Source organism: Halomonas sp. HP20-15 (assembly GCF_033446685.1).
In the GTDB taxonomy this organism is placed as follows: Bacteria; Pseudomonadota; Gammaproteobacteria; order Pseudomonadales; family Halomonadaceae; genus Modicisalibacter.
In genome coordinates this window covers 21,008-46,771 of sequence record NZ_JAWQLY010000008.1, presented here as the reverse complement: position 1 = coordinate 46,771, position 25,764 = coordinate 21,008, and the positions used below count along the sequence as shown (strand labels likewise).

Here is a 25,764-nt window from a genome sequence, read left to right as displayed (position 1 = left end):
AGACGGAAGACCGGTGCTGCGCACCTGGACGAGGAGCTCTTCGGTGTTCCCCTTTCTTCTTCCATCTTCGCTCTTCCCTCGTTTCTCTTGCGTCAGACCCGCTCGATCACCGTGGCAATCCCCTGTCCCACGCCCACGCACATGGTGCACAGCGCGAAGCGCTTGTCGCTTAGCGCAAGCTCGTGGGCCGCCGCGGTGATGATGCGCGCCCCGGACATGCCCAGCGGATGGCCCAGTGCGATCGCCCCGCCGTTGGGATTGACGCGCGGGTCGTCGTCGGCAATGCCCAGCTCGCGCAGGCAGGCCAGTGATTGCGAGGCGAAGGCCTCGTTTAGCTCGATGTGGTCGAGCTGGTCGAGCGACATATTCAGCCGCGCGAGCAGCTTGCGGGTCGCCGGCACCGGACCGATGCCCATGATCCGCGGCTCGACGCCGGCGGTGGCCATGCCGTGGATGCGCGCGATCGGTACCAGGTTGTGGCGCTTCATCGCCGCCTCGCTGGCGACGAACATCGCCGCCGCGCCGTCGTTGACGCCCGAGGCGTTGCCCGCGGTGACCGAGCCCATCACGCTGGAGCCGGCGGCGCGGAACGGCGTGGGCAGGGTGGCGAGCTTCTCGAGGGTGGTCTCACGCGGGTGCTCGTCGGTATCGAAGACCAGCGCCTCCTGCTTGCGCCGGGGAATCTCGATGGGCACGATCTCGCGCGCCAGCCGGCCGCTGTCCTGGGCCTGCTTGGTCCTGAGCTGCGAGGTGTAGGCGAACTGATCCTGATCCTCGCGGGAGATGTTGAACTGCTCGGCGACGTTCTCGGCCGTCTCGGGCATCGAGTCGACCCCGTACTGTTCTTTCAATAGCGGGTTGATGAAACGCCAGCCGATGGTGGTGTCCTCCATCACCTGGCCGCGCGAGAACGCCGAGGGCGCCTTGCCGACCACGTACGGCGCCCGCGACATCGACTCGACGCCGCCGGCGATCATCAGCTCGGCCTCGCCGGCGCGGATGGCGCGCGCCGCGGTGCCGATGGCGTCCATGCTCGAGCCGCACAGCCGGTTGATGGTAGTGCCGGGCACGCTGGTCGGCAGCCCCGCGAGCAGCAGCGCCATGCGCGCCACGCTGCGGTTATCCTCGCCGGCCTGGTTGGCGCAGCCCATGATCACATCGTCGATGGCCGCCGGGTCGAGATCCGGCGCCCGTGCCAGCAGTACGCGGAAGATATCCGCGGCGAGATCGTCTGGGCGCACGCTTGCCAGCGCGCCGCCGAACTTGCCGACCGCCGAGCGGATCGGATGACACAGATAGACGTCAGTCATGCTTATTCTCCCGCATGGTGGCGATCGGTCCTGTCCTTGAGTTCACGCAATACGGTCAACTCATTCTCGCTGGGCGCATCGGTGGTCTCGAGCGTCTCGGCGAAGCGGATCTCCCAGCCGGTGGCTTCCTGGACCTGCTCGGCGCTGACCCCGGGGTGCAGCGAGACGACCACCAGTTCCTTGGTGTCGGGATCGGGGCGCATCACGCACAGGTCGGTGATCACCCGGGTCGGGCCCTTGCCGATGTTGGGCACGCCGTCGCGGCCCTTGCCGTCACGGCCGAAGCCCAGCGTGGTGACGAAGTCCACCTCGCTGACGAAGGTGCGCTTGGAGTGCTTGAGGGTGATGAAGATCTCGCCGGCGTTGGTGGCGATCTCGGGCGCTCCGCCGCCGCCCGGCAGGCGCACCTTGGGCGCTGTGTAGTCGCCGATCAGGGTGGTATTGAGATTGCAGTAGCGGTCGATCTGCGCGGTGCCCAGAAAGCCCACGTCGACCTTGCCGCCCTGCAGCCAGTAGCGGAACATCTCGGGCACCGACACGGTGGTCAGCGCGGTCTCGCACAGCTCGCCGTCGCCGATCGACAGCGGCAGCACCTCGGGCTTGGTCTGCAGCGTGCCGGACTCGTAGATCAGCACCACGTCGGGCGCGTGGGTCAGCCGCGCCAGGTTGGCCGCCTCAGAAGGCAGGCCGATCCCCACGAAGCAGGTACTGCCGTTACCCAGCGCGCGGGCGGCGGTCACGGTCATCATTTCCGCGGCGGTGTATTCGGTGGTCATCAGGCGTTTCCTCCCGCATTGAAGACGTTCTTCTCGAGCCATTCGCTGAAGGCGTCGCGGTCGCGGGCGATGGCGTCCCACTCCTTGTAGAAGCGGTTGTTGCGCGGGTAGTAGCCATGGGCGTACGACGGGTAGGCGCCCTTCTCGGCCACCGCCACGGCGCTGATCGCCCAGCCGGGAATCACGCAGGCGTTGGGCGTGGCGCCAAGCTCGTCGACGATCTCCTCGACGGTGACGATGCTGCGCTTGGCCGCCAGCACCGCCTCCTTCTGCACGCCGATGATCCCCTCGACGAGCACGTTGCCCTTGCGATCGGCCTTCTGCGCATGCACCACGCTGACATCGGGGCGGATCGACGGCACCGCGGCGAGCTTCTCGCCACTGAACGGACATTCGATGAACTTGATCTGATCGTTGACCTTGGGCAGGTCGCTACCCACATAGCCGCGCAGCACCGCCAGCGGCAGCCCCGAGGCGCCGGCCTCGTAGGCGCAGGCCATCGCCGCGTGACTGTGTTCGAGGATCTCCACGTGATGCGGGTAGTCCTTCTCCACCGCGTCGCGCAACCGGTGCAGCGAGCCGACGCCGGGGTTGCCGCCCCACGAGAAGATCAGCTTCTTGACGCAGCCGGCGCCGATCAGCTGGTCGTAGATCAGGTCGGGGGTCATGCGGATCAGGGTCAGGTCGCGCTTGCCCTGGCGGATGATCTCGTGCCCGGCGGCAAAGGGGATCAGGTGGGTGAAGCCCTCCATGGCCACGGTGGCGCCGTCGTCGACGTAGCGCGCCACCGCGTCATGCAGGTTGAGGAATTCGGCCATGATGTCGCCTCTCAACGCATAATGTTCGCTTAGTGAACACAGGTTTGTAATACGAACAAGCTAATCCAGAACGACGCGATGCGTCAAACGCGAACGGGCCGCTTGCGCGGCCCGCCGATCTTCCTTTGGAATAGAAAATAGCTTTTAAAAAAAATGGCTTATCTCCGCCCGAGACGCTCAGCGACGCGTTCGACGAGCTGCCGACTACTACCAATGTATAATTCCGGCCGTACCGCCTGGCGTAGCGCCGAGGCTTCGGCGGCGCTGCCCGCGACCCGCGCGTGGGCCAACAGCGCGTCGGCATAGGCGACACCGTCGCGGCGCGCGGTTTCACTGGCCTCGCGGGCCACAAGCTTGGCGTCGTCGCTGCTCAGGATCGTCTGCAGCACGCGTGCCGCCGGCTCGGCCATGATCGCCCCGCCGGTCATCGCCAGGTTGCGCGCCATGGCCTGCTCGTCGACCTCCAGCCCGCCGAGCAAGTGGCCGAGGGTTTCCAGCGCGCCCTCCAGCAGCAGCACGCCATCGACCAGCGGCGCCCATTCGGCGTGCCACTCGCCGAGCCCACGCTCCAGCGGCTGGGCGCCGGCATTGGCGAGCACGCCCAAGGCGCCGTGGATCTGACGCGCCGCGGCGCGGATCCGCGCGCAGCCCACCGGATTGCGTTTGTGCGGCATCGACGACGATTCGCCGACCCCGGCCTCGGCCGGCTCGGCCAGTTCGCCGACCTCGGTCTGGGTCATCAGCGCCACATCCAGCGCGATCTTCTCGGCGGCCACGGCGACGCCATCCAGCGCACAGCCCAGGGCATGGATCGGCTGACGGTCGGTGTGCCACGGCAACCAGGGCTCGCTGAGCCCCAGCCGCCGGGCCATGCCGGTCATCAGCGCGACGCCGTGCTCGCCTTGCCCCGAATGCACGCCCACCGCGCCGCCGAACTGCAGGTAGAGGCCGCTGTCGATCGCCGTATCGAGGCGCTGGCGAGCCTGATGCAGCCCCCACAGCCATTGGCCGATCTTGGCGCCGAAGGTGATCGGCAGTGCCTGCTGCATCAGCGTGCGCCCGACCATCGGCGTGTCGCGGTGACGTTGCATCAGCGCCGCGCCATCGGCGAGACTCTGCCAGACCAGCTGCGAGCAACGCTGCAGGCGCGGCTTGAGCAGCAGCATCAGCGCGCTGTCGACGATGTCCTGGCTGGTCGCGCCGCGATGAAAATGGCCTTTCAGGTCGTCGGCGAGCGCCGCCCGGGCCTGCTTGACGAAGGGAATCGCCGCATTGCCGCCCTTGGCGGTCTCCCGCGCCAGCGCAGCGATGTCGAAGTCGGCCTCGTCGAGCTGCGCGGCTATGGCCTCGGCGCTGCCCGCCGGCAACAGACCGAGCGCCTGCTGCTCGGCGGCGAGCGCCAGCTCGACGTCGCACATCGCCCGCACCAGCGCCGTTGCCTGGCACGCCTCGCGCCCGGTATCGCTCATGAAAGGATGGCGTAACAGCAGGTCATACATGCGCTTTTCTCCAGTTGGCATGCCACTAATGGCGAATTGGCGGACACGTGTTCGCAATTCGAACTCTATGCTAGAGTCACAGCGACCTGCCGACAACGTCTCCGGGTCCACAGCACAGCGCTGTTTTCTATAACGCAACACAGGAATAGTGGCGCCATGACGACGCACATGAAGGATGAGCCCCTGAGTCCCGACGATCGAGACTTCGTCACCGCGCTGGCCAGCGGCCTGGATGTCATCCTGGCGTTCGATCACGCCAACCCGCGCATGACCCTGAGCGAGGTCGCCGCCAAGACCGGCATGAACCGGGCCCGGGCGCGGCGCTTCCTGCTGACCCTGAACTCGCTGGGCTACGTGCGCAAGCAGAACCGCCACTTCGAATTGGCGCCGCGAACCCTGCAACTGGGCTACGCGTTCCTGTCGGCCAACAACTACCGCACGGTGATCCAGCAGCACCTCGAGGACATCACCGCACAGATCGGCGAATCGTCGTCGCTGGGCGTGCTCGACGGCAGCGACGTGATCTACGTGGCACGCTCGGCGGCGCCCCATCGGCTGATGGCGATCACCCTGTCGGTGGGCACCCGGCTGCCGGCAGTCGCCACCTCGATGGGGCGCGTGCTGCTTGCGCAACTGCCCGAGGACGAGCTCGAGGCATTGCTCGAGACGGCCACGCTCGAGCGCTATACCGAACGCTCGATCGTCGACAAGGACGAACTCCGCGTGCGGCTGCGCCAGGTCCGCCAGCAGGGCTATTGCATCGTCGACCAGGAACTCGACTCGGCGCTGCGCTCGCTGGCAGTGCCGGCGTTCGACGCCAACGGCAAGCTGCTCGGCGCCATCAACGTCAGCACCAACGCCGCCCGTATCGACCTGGCCACGCTCACCGAGCGCTTCCTGCCGCTGTTGCAGGAGAAGACCCGCCAGATCGCCATCCAGGTCAGTTGACGTCTCACCGCGCTTCAAGCGTCGTCATGAAAGGAAGGATAGATGGCAGGCAGCCTGATCGAACGCACGCTGCGGGTACTCGAGACCCTGTCCAGCGAACCCGACGGCATTCCCCTGCAGCGGCTGGCCGAACGCCTGGACATTCCCAAGAGCGCCGCGCATCGCATCTGCAACGAATTGATCCGGCTGGGTTACGCCCGTCAGGAAAGCCGCACCGGCCATTACCGGCTATCGACCCGCTTGGTTGCACTGGGCTTTCGCTACCTGGGCAGCACCGGCGCCAGCGACGTACTGCAGCCCATTCTCGACCGACTGGCAGCCGAGACCGGGGAACTGGTGCGCCTGGGGGTGATCGAAGGCGATCGTCAGACCTGGATCGCCAAGGCCCAGGGCACGCGCACCGGGCTACGCTACGACCCCGACATGGGCCGCGAGGCGCCGCTGCGCTATACCGCCTCGGGGCAGGCCTGGCTGGCCAGCCTGGACGACCGCACCGCCCTGACCCTACTCGCCCGACAGGGCGACGACGATCCCGAGCGCTTCGGTCCCAACGCGCCGCGCACCGACGCCGAGCTGCTCGAGCGTCTGGCGCTGGCTCGGGAGCGCGGTTACACCTGCTGCGTCGACAGCTCGGCGCTGGGCACCTCGGCCTTCGGCGCGGTCATTCGCCACCCCATCAAGCGTCATCCGATCGGCGTGATCAGCGTTGCCGGGCCCAGCGTGCGGCTCACCGAAAGCCGCATGCACGAGCTGGCCCCCAAGCTGCTGCAGGCCGTCGAGGAACTCTCGCATTGCAGCCAGTCATCGCAGCTTTTCTCCGAGTGACTCGCTCGACAAGGACGTTGCCGTGCTCGAAATCTTCGCCATCACCACACCGATCTTCCTGCTGATCGGTATCGGCTACCTGGCCGTGATGACACGCCTGCTCGACAAGGGCCAGGTCCAGAGCCTGGGCGGTTTCGTGATCAGTTTCGCGCTGCCCGCGCTGATCATCCGCGCGCTGATCCAGCGGCCGATCGACGAGGTCTTCAATCCCGTTTACCTGGCGGCCTGCGGGCTCGGTTCGGGGGCGCTATTCGCCGCGGCCCTGGGCTTCGCCCGGCTGCGCGGCAAGCCGCTCGGCGAGAGCGCGATCTTCGCCCTCGGCACCTCGTCGGCCAATAGCGGCTTCATCGGCTATCCGATCGCCGCCATGGTCGTCGGCCCCACCGCGGCGATCGCCATGGCGCTCAACATGGTGGTGGAAAACCTGCTGATGATTCCCACCGCCCTGGCGCTGGCCGAGGCCGGCCGACAACAGGGTGGCTCGTTCTGGACCGCCCTGTTCAAGACGCTGCGACGCCTGACCCGCAACCCGATCCTGATCGCCATCTTCAGCGGCCTGGTCATCGCCGTCAGCGGGCTCGAACTACCCGCCCCGGTGTTCAAGACCATCGACATGCTGGCCACCGCGGCAGGCCCCACGGCGCTGTTCGTGGTCGGGGGCAGCCTCTACGGGCTGCAGCTGCGCGGCATGCTCTCCGAGGTCAGCCAGGTGGTGTTCGCCAAGCTGCTGCTGCATCCGCTGGCGGTGTTCCTGATGCTGCTGTGGCTGCCGCCGCTCGACCCGGCGCTGGCCACGGCGGCGGTCATCCTCGCCAGCGTGCCGATGCTCAGCGTCTACCCGATCCTCGGCCAGCGCTACGGACACGGCGAGCTGTGTACCGCCTCGCTGATGCTCGCCACGCTGTTGTCGTTCGTCACCGTGAGCACTCTGCTGTGGTTCATCGAGGCGCAACGGCTGCCCATGCTCTAGCCTTGGCGAACCGCAGGGAGCGGGATCGCGCGTCATGCAGCGGAGTTCGACGACGCCTTCCTTAGAAAGGATGCTGGCTGAACCGCGAGACACACCATGAACGAACGCTCCTTTTCACTCGCCGCCCTGACCGTGCTCGAACTCTCGCCGCCCGAGATGGTCGAGGTCGCGGCACGGGCCGGCTACGACCAGGTCGGGCTGCGATTGGTCCCCGCCACGCCCGAGGAGCATCACTTCCCGCTGGTCGCCGACGCCATGGACGAGATCATTCGCCAGGCCCGTCAGGCGCGCTGCTTCCCCGGCGAGGGCGACATCGATCTGGCCGGCCTGTTGGCGGTGCTGCCAAGCGACGTTCCGCTGAGCCTGGAGATCCCCACTCAGGAACTGCGCGAGCGCGGCGTGAGCGCTTTGACGCGAGCCCGCCGGGCGCTGGCAGCGAGCCGGCGTCTGCTCGACCCCACCTGCTGAAGCGACACCGTGCGGGGCGGCAGCGCCTTGCGCGGTGCCCGCAACACCCTTGCAACCCCCGGCTCATGGACCGCCCCATGCGACCGTGAACCCGGCTCGCCCGCTCGACGTATCGCTTCGCACTCCTTCATCCGCTAGTTGCCTTGGCCGTTTGCCCGAGCCGTCCTCATCCGCACGGCTAAAGTCGCATGTTTCCCCTGCTTGCGTTTTGCCGTCGAAAATACTTAGATATAAAAGCATTTTGTGCCATCAATGACAAAACGGGGTTCCCCATGGCTAGCACTCCCGCCGAAGTTCCCATGAGCGCACTCGAAGTGACGGCGCTGGACATGATCGCCGAAGGGATCTATCGCATCGAATTAGCGCACTCCGAGGGCGCCGAGCTTCCCGAGTTCACACCCGGGGCGCATCTCCACATCCGCGTACCCAATGGTCAGGTGCGTCGCTACTCCCTGTGCAACGATCCCGAGGAGCGCCACCGCTACGTGATCGCGGTCAAGCGCGAGGAAACCGGGACCGGTGGCTCGAAGAGCCTGATCGACGAGACCCGGGTCGGCGACAGGCTGCAGGTCTCCGACCCGCACAACGACTTCGAGCTCAAGGGCAATCCGGCGCGCTACGTGTTCATCGCTGGCGGCATCGGCATCACTCCGATCATGGCGATGATCCACCATCTGCGCGCCACCGGCGGCAAGCCATTCAAGCTCTACTACCTCACCCGAGACGAGGCACAGACCGCCTTTCTCGATGAGTTAAGCGGCCCCGAGTACCGCGGCAAGGTGGTAATCCACCATGACCAGGGCGAACCCGACAATGCCTACGACCTGTGGCCGGTGCTGGAGCAGCCCAAGGGAGCGCACATCTACTGCTGCGGCCCGCGCGGCCTGATGGAGGCGGTACGTGACATGACCGGCCACTGGTCCTCGGCGAGCGTGCATTTCGAGGATTTCGGCACGCGCAAGTCGGCGCCGACGGAGGACGACAAGCCGTTCATTGTGCGCCTTTCCGCAACCGGCGAGGCCGTGCCGGTCCCGGCGGGGGTCTCGATCCTCGAAGCGCTGAGGACCAATGGCCATCATGTGCCCTACTCCTGCGAAAGCGGCACCTGCGGCTCCTGTCGCACGCGCCTGGTGGAGGGCGAGGCGGAGCATCGCGACCTAGTGCTCTCCGAAGCCGAGCGCCGGGACAACATCATGGTATGCGTCTCGCGCGCCCGCTCGGCGGAGCTGGTGATCGACCTGCCGGAGTAAGCCGACCGACCGCGCGGAGATGAATATGACAGAGCCTCGTTTGCAACTCGGCATCGCCGGCCTGGGCCGCGGCTTCATGCTGCTGCTACCGACCCTCGCGGCGCACCCCGGCATACGCCTGGTCGCGGCGGCCGACCCCCGCGAAGATGCCCGCCGGCAGTTCACGGCCGACTTCGCCGCCGCCACCTACAGCGAAGTCGCCGAGCTGTGCGCCGACCCCGATGTAGAAGCCGTCTACATCGCCACGCCTCACCAATTCCATCGCGAGCATGTCGAATTGGCGGCGGCGCACGGCAAGCACGTGCTGGTCGAGAAGCCGATGGCGCTCTCGCTCGCGGACTGCCAGGCCATGATCGCGGCGATGCGCCGGGCCGGGCGCTGGCTGATGGTCGGACACAGCCATAGCTTCGACGCCCCCTACTTGCGGACCCGCGAATTGATCGATAGCGGCGACTTCGGCGCGGTACGGATGATCCACGCGCTCAACTTCACCGATTTCCTCTACCGACCGCGACGCCCGGAGGAGCTGGATACCGCGAGCGGCGGCGGCGTGGTCTTCAGCCAGGCGGCGCACCAGGTCGACATCGTGCGCCTGCTCGGTGGTGGCCGTGCCAGTAGCGTGCGCGCCATCACCGGCCGGTGGGACGCCGCCCGCCCCACCGAGGGCGCCTACGGCGCACTGCTGAGCTTCGACGACGGCGCCTTCGCCAACATGACCTACAGCGGTTTCGCGCATTTCGATAGCGACGAATTCTGCGGCTGGTCCGGCGAACTGGGCCAACCGCGCGACCCGCACCGGTACGGTCACGCCCGGGCACAGCTCGCTCAGGTGCATGGCCCCGAGGAGGAGGCTGCGCTCAAGAACACCCGTACCTATGGCGCGGGCCTGTCGCTGGCCAATAGCCGCCTCGAGGGGATCACCCACAATCATTTCGGCTTCGTCGTGGTGGCCTGCGATCACGCCGACCTGCGGCCCTCGCCGCAGGGCGTACAGGTCTATGCGGATAGCCGGCGCTACCTGGAGACGTTGGCGCCCCCGACGATTCCGCGCCGCGAGGTACTCGACGAATTGATCGACGCCGTGCGCCACGGCCGAGCGCCGGTCCACTCCGGTGAGTGGGGACTGGCGACCATGGAAGTCTGCCTGGGCATGCTCGAGTCCTCGGCCACCGGTCGCGAGGTTGCTCTCTCGCAGCAGGTGGGACTGCCCCACCGCGCTGCGCTAAGGTAGGCGTTGGCTGGGAAGATCCATGGGCTCGTCACAAGGAAACAGCGATGGCACGAAGCAACCGACGAAGCAATAACCAAGAGACCAGAACGGTACTCCGACACTGGCAGGAGGATGTTCCCGACGACCGTCTGGCCCACCTGGTACGCGATGCCGGACGCGTACTCACCAAGAGCCTGCAGGCGAAGCTGGCGGATCACTCCGTCAGCTTCGGCCACTGGTCGTTTCTGCGCATCCTGTGGGTGACCGAGGGGCTCACCCAGCGTGAGCTCAGCGAACAGGCCGGTCTCATGGAGCCGACCACCTACACGGCTCTGAAGGCCATGGAGGCCAATGGCCTGATCGAGCGGCGCCAGCTCAACGGCAACCGCAAGAACATCCACATCTATCTGACCGAGAAGGGCCGCGATCTCAAGCAGATCCTGATTCCGCTGGCCGAATCGGTCAACGATAGCGCGGTGCGCGGCGTCGACGACGACGACCTGCTGGCGACCCGGCGCACCCTGCTCGCCATTATCAGCAACCTGGCGGAAGCCAACGAGTAACGCACCCACCAGACGAAACCCCATACCCAGCCAAGGATATGCGATGAACAACAATACGCCGCAGGCCGTTGCCGGAACGCCGGACATCGACGAGCTTCTGCAGGACCTGGTCCATGCCAACCACATTCTCTTCAACGAAGGCGTTGTCGATGCGTTCGGCCACGTCAGCGCCCGCCACCCCGACCGCCCCGAGCGCTTTCTGCTCGCACGCAACATGGCGCCAGGCCTGGTCGGCGCAGAGGACATCATCGAATTCGACCTCGACGGCACGCCCGTCGATGCCGACGGGCGCAAGGTCTATCTCGAACGTTTCATCCATGGGGAGATCTATCGCGCACGACCGGATGTCATGGCCGTGGTTCACAGCCATTCGCCCTCGGTGGTGCCGTTCAGCGCGGTCAAGTCGGCTCCGCTGAGGCCGATGTGTCACATGAGCGGCTTTCTCGGCGAGGGTGCTCCGATATTCGAGATTCGCGATGTAGCCGGCGAGGCGACGGATCTGCTGATCAGAAGCGCCCCGCTCGGCGAATCGCTCGCCCACTCCCTGGGCAATAACAATGTCGTGCTGATGCGCGGACACGGCGCGACGGTAACCGGCCCGACTCTCAAGCGAGCGGTCTATCGTGCAGTCTACGTCGAGGTGAATGCGCGCCTGCAGGCCGATGCCCTGCGCCTCGGCCCGGTCGAATACTTGACCCGAGACGAAGCCAGAACAGCGATGGAGTCGACCGAAGGTCAAGTGGAAAGGCCGTGGCAGCTATGGAAGATGCGCGCTCAGGCCAACCGCCGGTAGTCACCAGCATTACCTCGCGATAGGCGCTACGCCGCCTATCGCCAATCATGCCGAACCGCCGTCGCAATGGCGGCATTTTTCATGCCTGGACACTCCCTCGGGCGGTTCACGCATCGGGCCTTTTTCTAGACCAAAGTCGCTCCTGCGCGACGTCAAAATACGACTTTTGGCGTGTTTGATATCGCCATCGCTTGGACTATCTTTGATCTATAACTTAGATATCTAAGTATTATGCCGACCAACGCTTAGATGCTGCACCAATGAATCTGGAGATCTCTGGTTATGTTGACTCAACAAGAAAACGAGCTCCTCTGTCTTGTCGAAGGTGATGCCCCGATGGGGCAGATCATGCGCCGCCACTGGCTGCCCGCGTGCCTCACAGAGGAGGTCGCGGAACCGGACGGCGACCCGATCAGGGTGCGCCTGCTGGGTGAAGATCTGGTGGCATTCCGGGATACCGATGGCCGTGTCGGGGTGCTGGACGAAATGTGCCCGCACCGTCGCGCGTCGCTGGTGCTGGGACGCAATGAGGAATGTGGCCTGCGTTGTCTGTATCACGGCTGGAAAATGGACGTAGAGGGCAATGTCCTCGAAATGGCTTCCGAGCCCGCGGAATCGAAGATGGTCGAGAAGGTCAAGCACAAGGCCTATCCGACCCACGAGGAGGCCGGGTTCGTCTGGGTCTACATGGGGCCCGCCGACGAGCAGCCGGAATTCACGGCACCGGTCTTTCAGCCGACGCCGGAAACCAAGATATCGATCTCAAAGGTGATCATCGACTGCAACTGGGCGCAGATCCTCGAAGGCGCCATCGACTCGGCGCACTCCTCGTCGCTGCACTCCACCGACATGGTGCCGGCGCGCATCGGCGGTGCCGAGGCCAACGACAAGCTCTGGCTGCGCCCCTCGACGGACAAGGCGCCACGCCTGCAGTTGCAGAAGACCCGCTTTGGCTTTCGCTACGCCGCGCTGCGCCGGCCGATCACCGATGCCAAGACCCACGACTACGTGCGCACGACACTGTTCATCGCGCCCTATACCGTGCAGATCCCGCCAAACAATCTCTACGACATCGCGATTCTGCACGTGCCCATCGACGATACGCATACCGCATTCCATTTCATCGCCTGGGGCGATGAGGCCACGACGCCGGATACCGAGTCCTGGCGCAAGTTCCTCGGCACGCAGATCGGTATCGACCTCGACGCCCGCTTCCGCAAGTTCCGCACGCGCGAGAACAACTACTGGCAGGATCGACGGATCATGCAGCTCGGCACCAGCTACACGGGTATCCGGGGCATCCCCAACCAGGACATCGCCATGTGGGAAACCATGGGGCCCATAGCCGACCGCTCCCATGACCGGCTGGGCGCCAGCGACCTGGCCATCGTCGAGTTCCGCCGCCAGATGGTCCAGGCCGCCAAGACCATGCAGCAGGGTGGCCCGGCGATCGGCACCAGCGAGCCGCGCATTCCCCATTACAAGCTCAAATCCTTCCAGGGCGTTGTGCCCAAGGAGACCGACTGGCGGCAATTGGGCACCGCTCCCGAGGAAGCCGAGCTCTACACGACCGAGACGGACACCGAGACTCGGTGACTGTTTGCGTAGCCGCAGGAAATAAGTGGCCACAAGACAATAAACAATGACTCAGGACCGCCGATGAACAAGCTAGAGCTCTCCATTGCCGTGGGCAACTACGATCGCATGCGCCCCCTGATCGATGGCGAGGTGCAGATCGACGGCGTGAACCCGGTGTTCATGCTGCACGACCCCGAGGAGATATTCTTCCGTGCCTTCCGCCATGCCGATTTCGACATTACCGAGCTATCGCTGAGCAGCTTCACGGTGAAGACCGCCGCGGACAACTGCCCCTATGTGGGCGTGCCGGTGTTTCCCTCGCGCGCCTTCCGCCACACCTCGATCTACATCCGCACCGACCGCGGCATCGAGACCCCCGCCGACCTACGCGGCAAGCGCATCGGCGTGCCTGAATACCAGCTCACCGCCAATGTCTGGGCGCGGCTGTTTCTCGAGGAGGACCATGGCCTCAAAGCTAGCGACGTCACCTGGCTGCGTGGCGGCTACGAGCAGCCGGGACGGGTCGAGAAGATCGCTCTCGACCTGCCCGAGGGCGTCCATGTGGAAAACATACCCTCGGGCGAGACCCTCTCGGGCATGCTGGCCTCGGGCGAGCTGGACGCGGTGATGGGGCCGCGCGCGCCCTCCTGCTTCGATCGCGGGCACCCACACGTCGGCTATCTCTATGCCGATCCGCAGCAGGCAGCGTCCGACTGGTACCGACGCACCGGCATCTTCCCGATCATGCATCTGCTGGGTATCCGCAAGACCCTGGTCGAGCGACACCCCTGGTTGCCGTTTTCCGTCTACAAGGCCTTCGAGCAATCCAAGGCGCTGGCCCTGGCCAAGCTCAGCGACACTGCCGCCACGAAGGTGACCCTGCCCTTCGTCGAGGATCAGCTCCAGGCCGCGCGAAAGCTGATGGGCGATGACTTCTGGTCGTACGGTTTCGAGCCCAATCGGCGCACCTTGGAGCGGTTTCTCAAGCAGCACCACGCGGAAGGCTTGTCCTGCCGGCCGCTGGCTCCCGAGGAGCTCTTTCACCCCGCCACGCTGGAGAGCTTCAAGATCTGACCCCTGCAGAGTCAGTGGCAAGCAACACAACAACAACGTCCAAAAGATGCAAGACCGGCTCAACAATAAAAGGTGAAGAGATGAAAGTATCAATCCGCAAGACCCTACTGGCCGCCGCTTTCGTCGCCCCCGGCCTGATGATGAATACAGCCCCCGCCGCCGAAAGCTACAACCTGACGGTGGCCGGCGCTTCGCCGGGCGGGCTGTGGTCGCTGCTCGGCGCCGGACTCGATTCCGCGCTCAAGGCGGAGTATCCCGGTTCCACCGTGACCTATCAGACCTCGGGCGGCGGCATCGCCAACGTCGCGGTATTGCAGCGCGGCGACGCCAGCCTGGCGATCATCGAGGACGCGGTATTGCAACTGGCGCGTGACGGCGAGGCGCCATTTCGCGAGCCGGCCAAGGACGACATCCGGGTACTTTCCTATCTCTATACCTGGGCGCCGATGCAGGCATTCATCCGCGAGGAGTTCGCCAAGGAGCACGGCATCGAGACCTTCGCGGACATCGCCGAGGTCAAGCCGCCCATCACGATCGCCATCAACAAGCGCGGCAACATCGCCTCGAGCGTCGCCGTAGCCATGCTGGACGCAATCGGCGCAAGCCCCGAGGAAGTCGAAAGCTGGGGCGGAAAGATCATCTACGCCGCGTCCGGCGAGCAGTCGAGCCTGATTCAGGACCGGCGCATCGACATGTTCCTCAACAGCCTGTTCGTGCGCCAGAGCTCGATCATGCAAGCCGGCGGCAGTGTCGATCTGTCGCTACTGCCCATATCCGAAGAGACCATCAGCACGGTCACCGCGAAGACCGGCACCCAGCCCTTCGTCATCCCCGGCGGGGCCTACGAATGGGCGCCCAACGATACGCCGACGGTGTCGATCAGCGCCGCCCTCGCCGTTCGCAGCGACATGAAGGACGAGACCGCCTACAACCTGACCAAGGCGCTATACGAGAACTACGAGAAGATTGCCAACGTGCATCCGGCGATGAAGAGCCTGACTCCCGAAATCATGGCCTCGGTCGAAGTCATTCCCTATCACGATGGAGCCTTGCGTTACCTGAAAGAAGCGGGTCTTCGTTAACCGGTAGAGCATCGTTGCCAAGAGGTTCCTTCGATGAATTCAAAACTAGCGACTCTGTTGGGGACCGGCACCAAGCGGCCTCTCACGGGCAAGCTGGGCATGGCGGTGCACGGATGCGCCGCCCTGGTGGCCCTGGCCGTCGTGTACACCACCACGGTGGTGTACATCGATCTGTACGTCATGACCGTGGTGTTCCTGTCCGCCATGCTGGCCTTGCTCTTTCTCACGGTGAGCGCCGGCCCCGGGGCGCGCGTGGATCGCCCCAGCATGCTCGATTGGCTGTTCGTCGCAGCCAGCATCGCCGCGGGGATCTATTTCTTCATGGAAAGCGAGCGGATCGCCGAGCGCATCACGCTCCTGTTCCCGCTGGAGATGCCCGACCTGATCGCGGCCAGCGTGCTGCTTGTACTGACCATCGAGGCGACACGACGTACCGTGGGCTTCGGCCTGACCAGCGTCGTGCTGGTCTTCGTGGCCTACAACCTGCTGGGACATTCCTTGCCCGGGGCCCTCGGCTTCCGCGAGGTGAGCTACAACCACTTCCTCGACATCATGATGTTCACCTCGGACGGCCTGTTCGGGGTACCGCTACGGGTCGCCGCAACTTACGCCTTCCTGTTCGTCATGTTCGGCACCTTTCTGGCCAAGGCCGGCGGCGCTGACTTCTTCTACGACCTTTCGTCGGCGATCGCCGGCCAGCGGGTGGGCGGCCCGGCCAAGATCGCCGTCATTTCCTCGGGCCTATACGGCACCATGTCGGGTAGCCCCACCTCGGACGTCGTCACCACTGGCTCGGTGACGATTCCCATCATGCAGCGTCTCGGCTACAGCAAACCGTTATCCGGCAGCGTCGAGGTCGCGGCGTCCACCGGCGGTAGCCTGCTGCCGCCGGTCATGGGATCGGCGGCCTTCATCATGGCCGAGTACACCGGCATCGAATATCGCGATATCGCCATCGCCGGCTTGGTACCCGCCCTGCTCTACTACCTCTGCGTCTACACCCAGGTGCATCTGCGTTCGCAGAAACTGGGACTGCGCGGGCTATCCAAGGAGGAAACGGCGCCGCTGGGCAAAACGCTCAAGAACGGCGGGCTCTTCATCCTGCCTCTGGCGGCCTTGTCGATGGCCCTGCTCATGGGATATTCGCCGACCTACGTTGCGGCCGTCGCCACGGCAGTAGTGCTGATGGTATCGGCGGTACGCAGCTCGACCCGCATGGGTCCCAGGGCGATCTGGGACGCCCTGGCGGTGACGACGCTACGCATGGTGTCGGTAGTCGCCGCCTGCGCCGCAGCGGGCTTGGTCATAGGTGGCATATCGATGACCGGCCTGGGCAGCAAGTTCGCCGACCTGGTTTTCCTGCTGGCGGGCAACAGCGCCTTTCTGGCCCTGGTCATCTCGGCGGTGCTGGCCATCATCCTCGGCATGGGCATGCCGACGCCATCGGCGTTCATTCTCGCCGCGGTGCTGGTCGGCCCCACGCTCACGGCCATGGATTTCAGTACCCTGCAGACCAATATGTTCATCCTCTATTTCGCGGTGCTCTCGGCGATGACACCACCGGTGGCGGTAGCGGCCTTCGCCGCATCGGCGATCGCCGATGCCAAGCCGCTGGAAATCGCGCTCGGCGCCGTAAAACTCGCGGTCACCGCTTTCATCGTGCCGTTCGCCTTCGTCTATGGCGAGGGATTGCTGCTCGAGGGAGGCTGGACCGATATCGTCGTCTCATGCGCCACCGCCATCGTCGGCGTGCTGTTCCTCAGCATCGCCGTGGAAGGCTATTGGCGCCAGCGTCTGGCCGCCCTGCCGAGAATCGGCTTCGGCATTGCCGGCCTGTTGTTCATCACCCCCAGTTGGTGGGCGGTTGCCGCCGCCATAGTCTGCGTAGCGATCGCCATCGTGGCCTCCCCCCACCTGCGGCCCAACGGCCACAACCTACCGGCAGCGTAAGTCCAGGCGCGCGATACGGCAGTACCGGCCCCTACGGGCCCGCCGGTACTGCTTTTTTTCGGCCGCCATAATGCCCAAACGAGGACAACGGCTTGATGGGAGAGATCGACATCGCCGCCATCGCCCTGGCGCTGCTCTCCGCGCTGATGTTCGCGATCACCTTCCTGCTGATAAGGATCGGTGTCGGCGCGGCCTCCTCGTTCACCGCGCTATGGCTCACGCTATCGGTCAATGTGGCGCTGTTGTGGAGCTGGAGCCTGCTGACGAAAGGATGGCAGTTCGGCGATTGGAGGGAATGGCGCTTCTTCATGATGGCCGGCCTGTTCGCGCCGCTGCTGGGACGCCTGTTCCAGTTCCAGGGCATGGCACGGCTGGGCGCCAGCATCACCACGCCGCTGACGCTGACCCACCCGGTCGTATCGATCGCCCTGGCCATGCTCTTTCTCGATGCATCGGCGACGCTGCCGGGACTGCTCGGGGCCGGCCTGGTGCTACTGGGCAGCCTCCTCGTCAGCGCACAGAGTGGCGGCAGCCAGGAGTCCGGTTCCGGCGAGGTTTCGCGCCTTAACCTACTCTTCCCGCTGGCGGCCTCGTTCTCCTATGGCGTGTCCGTGGTGTTTCGCAAGGTCGGTATCGACGCCGGTACCGATGCGGTAACCGCCTCCGCCGTGACCACCACCGCCTCCTGGCTGTTTGCCTCGCTCTACCTGCTCGGCGGTGTTCGCAGCGCCATCCGCTGCTCCCGTCGGGAGTTTGGCTTCTTCATGCTGGCGGGGGTCTTCTCAAGCCTCGGCCCGGTGTTTCTCTACCTTGCGCTGCAGCACGGCAGCCTGACCATCGTCGCGCCCTTGGCGGCCACCACGCCGCTTTTCGTGCTGTTGGCCTCCTGTGCCTTCTTGCGCGACACGGAGATCGTCAACCGCTGGGTGGTCTTCGGCACGCTGACCACGGTGCTCGGCGTCAATATCGTGATTTTCTTCGGCCTGGCGTAGCCAGCCACCCCCCGATTCGGAGTGAACATGCATACCCTCGACAAGGCACGACTCGAACGCGACAGGCAGGCCAACGTGACGGCAGCGCTCGCCGAGGATCTAGGCACAGGCGACATCACCGCCCAGCTCGTCCCGTTACAGAGCCGGGCGCAAGCCCATATCACGGCAAAGGAGAACGCCGTGGTGTGCGGTACCGCCTGGGTCGAGGCCGTTTTCAAGCGCCTCGACCCGAGCGTCACCCTCGATTGGCGCGTCAGCGATGGCGATCGCGTCGCTCCGGATGAGCGGCTCTGCCAACTGACCGGCCCGGCCCGTGCCCTGCTCAGCGGCGAACGCAGCGCGCTCAATTTCCTGCAGACGCTCTCGGCCACGGCGACCCGCAGCCGGCGCTACGCAGACATGGTCAAGCACACCTCGGTGAAACTACTCGATACGCGCAAGACCTTACCCGGACTGCGCCTGGCGCAGAAGTACGCGGTGACCTGCGGAGGCTGCCATAGCCATCGCATGGGCCTGTACGACGCCTTTCTGATCAAGGAGAACCACATCGCGGCCTGTGGCGGAATCGCTTCGGCCGTCGACATGGCGAGGCGGCTCGCGCCGGGCAAGCCCGTCGAAGTGGAGGTGGAGAATCTCGACGAACTCCAGCAGGCCCTCGAGGCCCAGGCCGACATGGTCATGCTCGACAACTTCGACACCGATGCCCTGTGCACGGCGGTACGCATCGTCGAAGGCCGCTGCGCACTCGAGGCTTCGGGCGGCATCACTCATGCCAGCCTGCCGCGCATCGCCGAGACCGGCGTGGATTACATCTCGATCGGTACGCTGACCAAGGATCTCGAGGCGATCGACCTGTCGATGCGTCTGTCGCTCTAGCGACGAACGAAAACCGCCACGGCACAGGCCGTGGCGGTAAAAGTAAACGAGAATGGAAAGGTGGTTCGAGAGGTTGAGGAAAGCGGTATCCGCCGTGAATCAGAGCAACGCATCCAGCGCCAGCAGATAGCCGCGGCTGCCCAGCCCGGCGATGATGCCGTCGGCGCGCAGCGAGACGTAGGAGTGATGGCGGAACGCCTCGCGCTTGTGGATGTTCGACAGATGGACCTCCACGACCTTGCCGTCGAAGGCGTTCAGGGCATCGAGAATCGCCACCGAGGTGTGGCTGTAGGCCGCCGGGTTGATGACGATCAGCACGGTGCCGTCGGTGCGCGCGGCGTGGATGGCGTCGATCAGCTCGCCCTCGTGATTGCTCTGCTGGCAGCGAATATCCCAACCGTTCATCGCCGCTTTCTCGTACAGGCGGTTGTTGATGTCGTTCAGCGTCTCGTGGCCGTAGATTTCCGGCTGACGCGTACCCAGCAGGTTGAGATTGGGACCGTGCAGGACCAGCACCTTGGACGAACTCATGCCTCGTTCTCCTTCATCAGTTCACGCTTGTAGTGGGCAAACAGCGCCGCGGCCTGTTCCTCGACCAACGCCCGCTTGTCAGCATCTTCGCAGAAGAACTTGAAGGCATCGACACCCTGAAACACGAACAGGCTCACGCCGCTGACCACCTGCGCGCCCACCGCCTTGGCCGCGGCGATGAACTCGGTCACCGCCGGTACATAGACGGCGTCGAATATCCACTGGTGGGCCTGGATCGCCGAGCCGGGCAACGGGCAGCCGGGGCTCTTCTCGTGACCGATCGGCGTGCAGTTGACCAAGCCGTCGCAGCGCGCCGCGGTCGCTTCCACCGCCTCGGCGGCGATCGTCGACGCGGGGAAGCCGGCGCGCTTGAGCTCCTCGGCGAGCCGGCGCGACTTCTCGGGGTCCAGGTCGAGCAGGATGATCTCTTCGGCGCCCAGCTTGCCCAGACCAAAGGCCACCGCCTTGCCCACGCCGCCGGTGCCGACCAGCAGCACGCGCCCCGGCGGGCGCTCGCCGAGGGTCGCCCGGTAGCCACTGATGAAACCGGTGAAGTCGGTGTTCTCGGCCTGGATCGTCGCGCCCTTGAAAACCAGCGTATTGGCCGCGCCGACCAGCCGCGCGCCCTCGCCCACCGCCGAGGCCACCTGGAGCGCGGCTTCTTTATAGGGGTAGGTGACGTTGACGCCACGATAGCCCTGCGCCATTACCTTACGGACCTGGCAGTCGAGCGATTCGATGGGTTGTTCGTTGGCATCGAAGAGATCGTAGCTGGCGGGAATGCCCGTCAGCTTGCCCAGCCGGACGTGCAGGTCCGGCGAGCTGGAGTTCATGATTGCCTTGCCGATCAAACCGAGTTTCATGCACGTCCTCCATTGCGGGGCCGTCCTGGCGGGCTCCCGGTTGCATAGCGTGGTTGCGTTCAGCGCTGCGCCGCCTGCGCGGCCAGGCGGATCGGGGCGTTTACCGCGCCGAACTGCGAATAATCGCCGCGCCGCTCGACCACCTCGAAGAAGAAGCGTCCCATGAAGGTCTCGGTATAGGCGTGGAAGAATTCACCATCGTTGTTGCGATCGTAGAGGATGTTGCGCGTGCGCATCGCCTCGAGGAGTTCATCGTCGAGCTCGAAACGCGCCGCCAGATCGTCGTAGTAGTTGGCTGGAATGCGCAGCATCGGCAGGCCGCGCGCGCGCATGGCATCGACGGTCATGAATATCTCGCGGGTGGCGAAGGCGATCTGCTGCACGCCGCCCTGATGCTCCGACAGGAAGCGCCCCGACTGGGTGTCCGCGGCCGACGAAACGTTGAGCGGAATGCGGATCGAGCCGTCGGGACTGGTCACCGTCTGGCTGATCATCATGCCGCGCGGATCGGCTATCTCGTGCTCGCTGCCGGCGGCGAAACCGAACACGGTGCGATAGAACAGCAGCCAGCCGAGCTGCTGGGTGGGCGGCAGGACGTAGGACATGTGATCGACGTTGGTCAACCCGGTCCCTTCGTCATGACCGTCGCCGAACAGCGTGAAGTCGGTTCGCCACTGCACGTCGCGGGCCTGGGCATCGTTGACCAGGTAGACCAGGCTGCCCTCGATCCCGCGCAGCGCCGGGATCTGCATCTCGCCTTCGCCCACCGGACCGCGAAACAGCGGCGCCTGATAGATCCGCGCCCGGGCCATGGCGGTGTCGAGATCGCTGACCCGAAAGCCCACCGCGCACACCGAGGTGCCATGCAGCAGGCGGAAGGTGTGCGCGAAGCTGTCGGTCTCGAAGTTGAGCACCAGATGGATGTCGCCCTGGCGCCACAGCTCGACGTTCTTGGAGCGGTGCCGTCCGATGTGCTGAAAGCCCAGCGCCGAAAGAAATTCGCCGAGCGGCGCGGCACTGTCCTCGTCGAGGGTGAACTCGATGAAGTGAATGCCGCTGTAGTCGGGTTGCGCCGGGGCCGGCTGCGACCAGGGCGCGCCTTCGGCGCATTGCTCGAGCCAGATCAGCGAGCGCAGCCCATCCTTGGCGGTGGCGTCGCTCGGCGCGGCGCGAAAGGCGTCGTTGAAGATCTCCAGCGACAGCGGCCCGCTATAACCGGTCCTGGCCAGCGCCTGCATGAACGCCTCGAGCGGCAATCGGCCCTGGCCGGGGAAGCAGCGGAAGTGCCGGCTCCACTGCAGCACGTCCATGTCCAGCAGCGGCGCGTCGGCGATCTGCACGAAGGCGATCTTGTCGGCGGGAATGCCCGCCATGGTGTCGAGTTCGAAGCCGCGCGACAGGATGTGGAAGCTGTCGAGCACCACCCCCAACGCCGGGTGATCGGCGCGCTTCACCGCCTCCCAGGCCACGCGGTAATCGCTGATGTGGCGCCCCCAGGCCAGCGCCTCGAAGCCGACGCGTAGGCCGCGCCGGCCGGCCATCTCGGCCAGTTCGCGAAGGTCGTCGACCACCCGCTGCATGTCGTCGATGCACTGCGGCGAGACGTTGCTGCAGACCAGCAGGAAGTCGGTGCCCAGCTCCTCCATGAGATCGAACTTGCGCTCGGCGCGCTCGAGATTGCGCCGGCGCTGCGGCTCGGGCATCGCCTCGAAATCGCGAAACGGCTGGAAGGCGACGATCCGCAAGCCGAGCGATTCGCACAATGCGCGGACGTCGCGTGGCGAGCCATCGAAGGACAGCAGGTCATTCTCGAAGATCTCCACCCCGTCGTAGCCTGCGCGGGCGACAGCTTCCAGTTTACTGCGCAGGTCACCGCTAAGGCAGACGGTGGCTATGGCTCGCATGACATACTCTCCTGATTTGTCGGACAAGATACCGTCGTCGACGTTGATACCCTACTGTAAGATAGCGGGCGCTGGACGACCCATTGTTCGCATAGCGTTCTTTAGTTCGCATTATGGACTGCTGGAGCACAATCCTGTCAAGCGCGCTCACCCAGCGAGCCCTCTGGAATCGGGGCCTCAAGCGCCATCAGGCCAGTTCTAGCACGATGTTCCAAATTTGATTCGACATTGGTCTTAGTCGGGCGTTCGACGATTGACAGCATCGCAAGCCGTCTCTAGCTTGTTCGCAGATAGGACGACGATTCGCCTATCGAACACAATGCATACCATTGCGACGATGCCGGACACACTCTAAACAACAAAGCGTCGCACCGTCTGGAGGACAACAGCTCATGATCAAGCAACTACTGACCGGCCTGGCGATCTCGGCCGGCACCCTGGCCGCCGTTTCGAGCGCCTTCGCCGACTACCCGGAACGCAACATCGAGGGAATCATCCAGTGGGGCGCGGGCGGCGCCACCGACAACGTCGCACGCAGTCTGACGCCACACGTCGAGGAGGCGCTGGGTACCAGCATCGTACTCACCAACCGTCCCGGCGGCACCGGAGTGATCGGCATGAGCACCGTCATGCAGAAGCCGGCCAACGGCTATACAGTGCTTTACGGTGCGGAGAACCCGCAGTTGTATTCGATCATGGGCCTGGCCGACTTCGACTACAGCGCCATGACCCCGATCAACGTGATCGGCCAGGGCCTGGTGGTGATCGCCGCCCCGGCGGACAAGGAATGGAAGAACTTCGGCGACCTGCTCAAGTACGCCCATGAGCACCCGGGCGAGTTGCGTATGGGCGGCACCGGCGCCGGGGGCCTGCCCAGCACGGTGCTGGCGATGATCAACTCCGTCGATAGCCTCGACGTGCGCAACGTCACCTTCGGTGGCGATGGCCCCGGCATCACCGCCATGCTCGGCGGGCATATCGATTTCATGCCGCTGAGTCTGGCCGCCGCCCAGGAGCATATCGCCTCCGGCCGGCTCAAGGGGCTGGCCGTGGTGACCAAGGAATCCATCGAGGAGCTGCCGGATACCCCGCCGATCACCGAGGCGCTGCCCAAGATGGAATCCTATCTACCGTGGGGCCCGTTCTGGGCGGTCGCCGTGCGCAAGGATACGCCGGACGATATCGTCGCTACGCTGAGCGATGCCTACGAGAAAGGCGTGGCCAACGAGCAGTTCCAGCAGTTCCTTTCCGAGAACGGCGCCAAGTCGCTCAATCTGCAGGGTGAGGAAGCCAAGCAGTTCCTGGAGCGCTGGCAGTCCGTCACGGCCTGGGCCCTGGAAAAGGCCGGTTCCGCCAAGGTCTCCCCCGAGGAAGTCGGCATTCCCAAGCCGTAACAGCTAGCTAGCAAGAACGGCGGAAGGGCCCAGCCCCTCCGCCGTTTGCTCATGGAGACTCTCCCCATGTCCAGTCACACCAAGCTCCAGCCCGGCGAGCGTGCATTCAATCTATTGCTGCTTCTGTTCAGCCTGGGCGTCCTCTACGAGGCCTACCGGATTTCGGGGGCCGGTTTCGAGTCGATCAACTCCCCCGGGGCGTTTCCCGTCGGCTTGAGCGTGCTCTTGATCGTCTCGATGCTGGTCATCATCGCAGGCCAGTTCCGCAAGGAGAAGCCGAACACACGCGGCGCCCTCGACGAAGCTCGCCAGTTCCTGCACGAGCACTTTCCCCTGCCGATCGTGATCTTCTCGGCGCTGGCCATCGGCTATCTGTTCCTGCTCGAGCCACTCGGCTTCGTGGTCGCTACCCCGATCTTCCTGTACGTGGCCATGGTCTATCTACGTCATGGCCGCTTCGTGTCGTCGGCGATCATCGCCGCCGTCTCCATCGCCATCATCTATGCCCTGTTCAAGCTGCTATTCCAGGTCTACCTACCCTGACGAGGTCCTCCCATGGCTGACTCGCTTGCCTATTTCCTGATGTCATGGACCGACCTGTCGCTACTGCTGCTGACGGCGGTCGGTACCTTCGCCGGCATCTACATCGGCGCCATCCCCGGTCTTTCGGTCACCATGGCGGTGTCGATCCTGATTTCCTTCACCTTCGCCTGGGATGTCAACGACGCCTTGGCATTGATGGTAGGCGTCTTCTGCGGTGGCGTGTACGGCGGCTCGCGCACTGCCATCCTGCTCAATATCCCCGGTGCACCCTCGGCGGTGGCCACGGCATTCGACGGCTACCCGCTGGCCCAGCGGGGCGAGGCCGGCCAGGCCATCGGCCTGAGTACCGTGATGTCGGTGATCGGCGGCCTGCTCGGCGTGCTGGTGCTGGCCAGCACGGCACCGGTGCTGTCCGAGTTCGCCCTGCAGTTCGCGCCACGCGACTACTTCCTGATCGCCGTGCTCGGTCTCATGCTGGTGGGTAGCCTGGCGGCGGAGTCGCTGTCCCGTGGCATCTTCGCCGCCGCGCTGGGCGCCATCATCGGCCTGGTCGGCATGGATCCGGTGACCGCCGAACCGCGCTTCACCATGGGCAACATTCAGTTGCTGGGCGGTATCCACTATGTCGTGGTGATGATCGGCCTGTTCGGGGTCGCCGAGGCGTTCTTCCAATTGCATCAGCTCAACGTCAAGCCGGTACGCCAGAACGTCGACAAAATCATTCCCTCGTTGCATTTGGTGCTGAAGTTCCTCCCACTGTCGATTCGCACCTCGCTCATCGGTGTCATCGTTGGCGCGCTGCCCGGGACCGGCGGCGACATTGCCGCCCTGTTCGCTTACGACCATGCCAAGCGCTCGGTCAAGAAGCCTTCCCGGCCCTTTGGACAGGGGGCGTATGAAGGCCTGGTCGCCCCGGAAAGCGCCAACAACGCGGCAGTGGGCGGTGCCTTCGTTCCCATGCTGACCCTGGGCATGCCCGGTGACGCGGTAACAGCGATAATGATCGGCGCCCTGGTCATCCATGGCCTCAATCCCGGCCCGATGCTGATGGTGACCTCGCCGCATATCTTCTGGTTCGTGGTGGGCGCGCTGGTGCTGGCCAATATCTTCCTGCTGATCTTCGGCCTGATGGGCATCAAGATCTTCGCCAAGGTGGTCGAGCTGCCCAAGGGGATCCTGATCCCGTTGATCCTGGTGCTGTGCGTGGTGGGCAGCTACTCGCTGAACAGCAGCATGACCGAGGTCTACTGGATGCTCGGCTTCGGCATTGTCGGCTACTTCCTGAAGATTTTCGGTTTCCAGACGGGCCCGGTCATTCTCGGCGTGATTCTCGGCCCGCTGATGGATACTACCTACCGCCAGGCGATGTCCTCGGTGGGTGACGACAGCGGTGCCTTCCTGCTGGCCCTGGTGACCAATCCGCTCTCGCTGATATTGAGCGTGGCGGTGGTACTGCTGCTGTTGAGCAACACGCCGCTCAAGGCGATGCTAGCCAGGCGCAAGTCGCGCTAACATGTTACGCGGGCCCGATGACGGGCCCGCTCGCG

At 64.9% G+C, this 25,764-nt stretch carries 24 protein-coding genes; 17 read left to right on the top strand and 7 right to left on the bottom strand.

Annotated features, from left to right (window positions below):
• Nucleotides 1–92: 92 nt before the first annotated feature.
• From pcaF to R6258_RS11855, 4 genes are all read right to left on the bottom strand, one after another.
• A complete protein-coding gene (gene pcaF / locus R6258_RS11870; protein WP_318450506.1) occupies nucleotides 93–1,310 on the bottom strand; it encodes a 3-oxoadipyl-CoA thiolase in 1,218 nt (405 codons plus the stop codon).
• 2 nt (nucleotides 1,311–1,312) lie between these two features.
• Complete coding sequence (locus R6258_RS11865; RefSeq protein WP_318450504.1) at nucleotides 1,313–2,086, bottom strand: CoA-transferase subunit beta; 774 nt, start codon at nucleotides 2,084–2,086, stop codon at nucleotides 1,313–1,315.
• Nucleotides 2,086–2,904 (bottom strand): CoA transferase subunit A, encoded by an 819-nt coding sequence (locus R6258_RS11860; protein WP_318450502.1) that lies wholly within the window; start codon nucleotides 2,902–2,904, stop codon nucleotides 2,086–2,088. Before R6258_RS11860 ends, R6258_RS11865 begins: the two co-directional genes overlap by 1 nt.
• A gap of 158 nt (nucleotides 2,905–3,062) precedes the next feature.
• Nucleotides 3,063–4,403 (bottom strand): adenylosuccinate lyase family protein, encoded by a 1,341-nt coding sequence (locus R6258_RS11855; protein WP_318450500.1) that lies wholly within the window; start codon nucleotides 4,401–4,403, stop codon nucleotides 3,063–3,065.
• Nucleotides 4,404–4,571: 168 nt separating this feature from the next.
• Between R6258_RS11855 and R6258_RS11850 the strand changes: the two genes are divergently transcribed.
• The 14 genes from R6258_RS11850 (at nucleotide 4,572) to nadC (ending at nucleotide 18,982) form a co-directional block, all read left to right on the top strand.
• Nucleotides 4,572–5,351 carry an IclR family transcriptional regulator C-terminal domain-containing protein gene (locus tag R6258_RS11850; protein WP_318450781.1) on the top strand — a complete coding sequence of 260 codons (780 nt, stop codon included), beginning with the start codon at nucleotides 4,572–4,574 and terminating at the stop codon, nucleotides 5,349–5,351.
• Between the two features lie 42 nt (nucleotides 5,352–5,393).
• Nucleotides 5,394–6,176 (top strand): IclR family transcriptional regulator, encoded by a 783-nt coding sequence (locus R6258_RS11845; RefSeq protein ID WP_318450498.1) that lies wholly within the window; start codon nucleotides 5,394–5,396, stop codon nucleotides 6,174–6,176.
• 22 nt (nucleotides 6,177–6,198) lie between these two features.
• Complete coding sequence (locus tag R6258_RS11840) at nucleotides 6,199–7,146, top strand: AEC family transporter (protein ID WP_318450496.1); 948 nt, start codon at nucleotides 6,199–6,201, stop codon at nucleotides 7,144–7,146.
• 96 nt (nucleotides 7,147–7,242) lie between these two features.
• On the top strand, nucleotides 7,243–7,614 hold the full coding sequence (locus tag R6258_RS11835) for a hypothetical protein (RefSeq protein WP_318450495.1): 372 nt from the start codon (nucleotides 7,243–7,245) through the stop codon (nucleotides 7,612–7,614).
• 272 nt (nucleotides 7,615–7,886) lie between these two features.
• The gene (locus R6258_RS11830) at nucleotides 7,887–8,864 is read left to right on the top strand and encodes a PDR/VanB family oxidoreductase (RefSeq protein ID WP_318450493.1); all 978 of its coding nucleotides are present in this window, start codon (nucleotides 7,887–7,889) and stop codon (nucleotides 8,862–8,864) included.
• Nucleotides 8,865–8,889: 25 nt separating this feature from the next.
• Nucleotides 8,890–10,095: a Gfo/Idh/MocA family oxidoreductase gene (locus R6258_RS11825; RefSeq protein ID WP_318450491.1), complete on the top strand. Its 1,206-nt coding sequence runs from the start codon at nucleotides 8,890–8,892 to the stop codon at nucleotides 10,093–10,095.
• Nucleotides 10,096–10,139: 44 nt separating this feature from the next.
• Nucleotides 10,140–10,637, top strand: coding sequence for a MarR family winged helix-turn-helix transcriptional regulator (locus tag R6258_RS11820; RefSeq protein ID WP_318450489.1), 498 nt, complete (start codon nucleotides 10,140–10,142; stop codon nucleotides 10,635–10,637).
• A gap of 43 nt (nucleotides 10,638–10,680) precedes the next feature.
• Nucleotides 10,681–11,430, top strand: a complete 750-nt coding sequence (locus R6258_RS11815) for a class II aldolase/adducin family protein (protein ID WP_318450487.1) — start codon at nucleotides 10,681–10,683, stop codon at nucleotides 11,428–11,430.
• Nucleotides 11,431–11,766: 336 nt separating this feature from the next.
• A complete protein-coding gene (locus tag R6258_RS11810; RefSeq protein WP_318450485.1) occupies nucleotides 11,767–13,026 on the top strand; it encodes a Rieske 2Fe-2S domain-containing protein in 1,260 nt (419 codons plus the stop codon).
• 63 nt (nucleotides 13,027–13,089) lie between these two features.
• The gene (locus tag R6258_RS11805; protein WP_318450483.1) at nucleotides 13,090–14,082 is read left to right on the top strand and encodes an ABC transporter substrate-binding protein; all 993 of its coding nucleotides are present in this window, start codon (nucleotides 13,090–13,092) and stop codon (nucleotides 14,080–14,082) included.
• An 80-nt stretch (nucleotides 14,083–14,162) separates the two neighbouring features.
• A complete protein-coding gene (locus tag R6258_RS11800) occupies nucleotides 14,163–15,164 on the top strand; it encodes a TAXI family TRAP transporter solute-binding subunit (RefSeq protein WP_318450482.1) in 1,002 nt (333 codons plus the stop codon).
• Nucleotides 15,165–15,197: 33 nt separating this feature from the next.
• A complete protein-coding gene (locus R6258_RS11795; RefSeq protein ID WP_318450480.1) occupies nucleotides 15,198–17,114 on the top strand; it encodes a TRAP transporter fused permease subunit in 1,917 nt (638 codons plus the stop codon).
• 95 nt (nucleotides 17,115–17,209) lie between these two features.
• On the top strand, nucleotides 17,210–18,106 hold the full coding sequence (locus tag R6258_RS11790; protein ID WP_318450478.1) for an EamA family transporter: 897 nt from the start codon (nucleotides 17,210–17,212) through the stop codon (nucleotides 18,104–18,106).
• A 27-nt stretch (nucleotides 18,107–18,133) separates the two neighbouring features.
• Nucleotides 18,134–18,982 (top strand): carboxylating nicotinate-nucleotide diphosphorylase, encoded by an 849-nt coding sequence (gene nadC, locus R6258_RS11785; protein ID WP_318450476.1) that lies wholly within the window; start codon nucleotides 18,134–18,136, stop codon nucleotides 18,980–18,982.
• A 99-nt stretch (nucleotides 18,983–19,081) separates the two neighbouring features.
• Here the strand turns inward: nadC and aroQ are convergent, their stop codons facing one another.
• From aroQ to R6258_RS11770, 3 genes are read right to left on the bottom strand one after another with little or no spacing between them, the layout of a single operon-like run.
• Complete coding sequence (gene aroQ, locus R6258_RS11780) at nucleotides 19,082–19,513, bottom strand: type II 3-dehydroquinate dehydratase (protein WP_318450474.1); 432 nt, start codon at nucleotides 19,511–19,513, stop codon at nucleotides 19,082–19,084.
• Nucleotides 19,510–20,376, bottom strand: coding sequence for a shikimate dehydrogenase (locus R6258_RS11775; protein ID WP_318450472.1), 867 nt, complete (start codon nucleotides 20,374–20,376; stop codon nucleotides 19,510–19,512). The genes aroQ and R6258_RS11775 overlap by 4 nt, the downstream gene beginning before the upstream one ends.
• Nucleotides 20,377–20,435: 59 nt before the next feature.
• Nucleotides 20,436–22,280, bottom strand: coding sequence for a bifunctional sugar phosphate isomerase/epimerase/4-hydroxyphenylpyruvate dioxygenase family protein (locus R6258_RS11770; RefSeq protein ID WP_318450470.1), 1,845 nt, complete (start codon nucleotides 22,278–22,280; stop codon nucleotides 20,436–20,438).
• Between the two features lie 392 nt (nucleotides 22,281–22,672).
• On the opposite strand from R6258_RS11770, the gene R6258_RS11765 reads away from it, so the two are divergent.
• From R6258_RS11765 to R6258_RS11755, 3 genes are all read left to right on the top strand, one after another.
• A complete protein-coding gene (locus R6258_RS11765) occupies nucleotides 22,673–23,674 on the top strand; it encodes a tripartite tricarboxylate transporter substrate binding protein (RefSeq protein ID WP_318450468.1) in 1,002 nt (333 codons plus the stop codon).
• A gap of 66 nt (nucleotides 23,675–23,740) precedes the next feature.
• On the top strand, nucleotides 23,741–24,217 hold the full coding sequence (locus tag R6258_RS11760) for a tripartite tricarboxylate transporter TctB family protein (RefSeq protein WP_318450466.1): 477 nt from the start codon (nucleotides 23,741–23,743) through the stop codon (nucleotides 24,215–24,217).
• Nucleotides 24,218–24,229: 12 nt separating this feature from the next.
• Nucleotides 24,230–25,729 (top strand): tripartite tricarboxylate transporter permease, encoded by a 1,500-nt coding sequence (locus tag R6258_RS11755; RefSeq protein ID WP_318450464.1) that lies wholly within the window; start codon nucleotides 24,230–24,232, stop codon nucleotides 25,727–25,729.
• The last annotated feature ends 35 nt before the right edge of the window (nucleotides 25,730–25,764 follow it).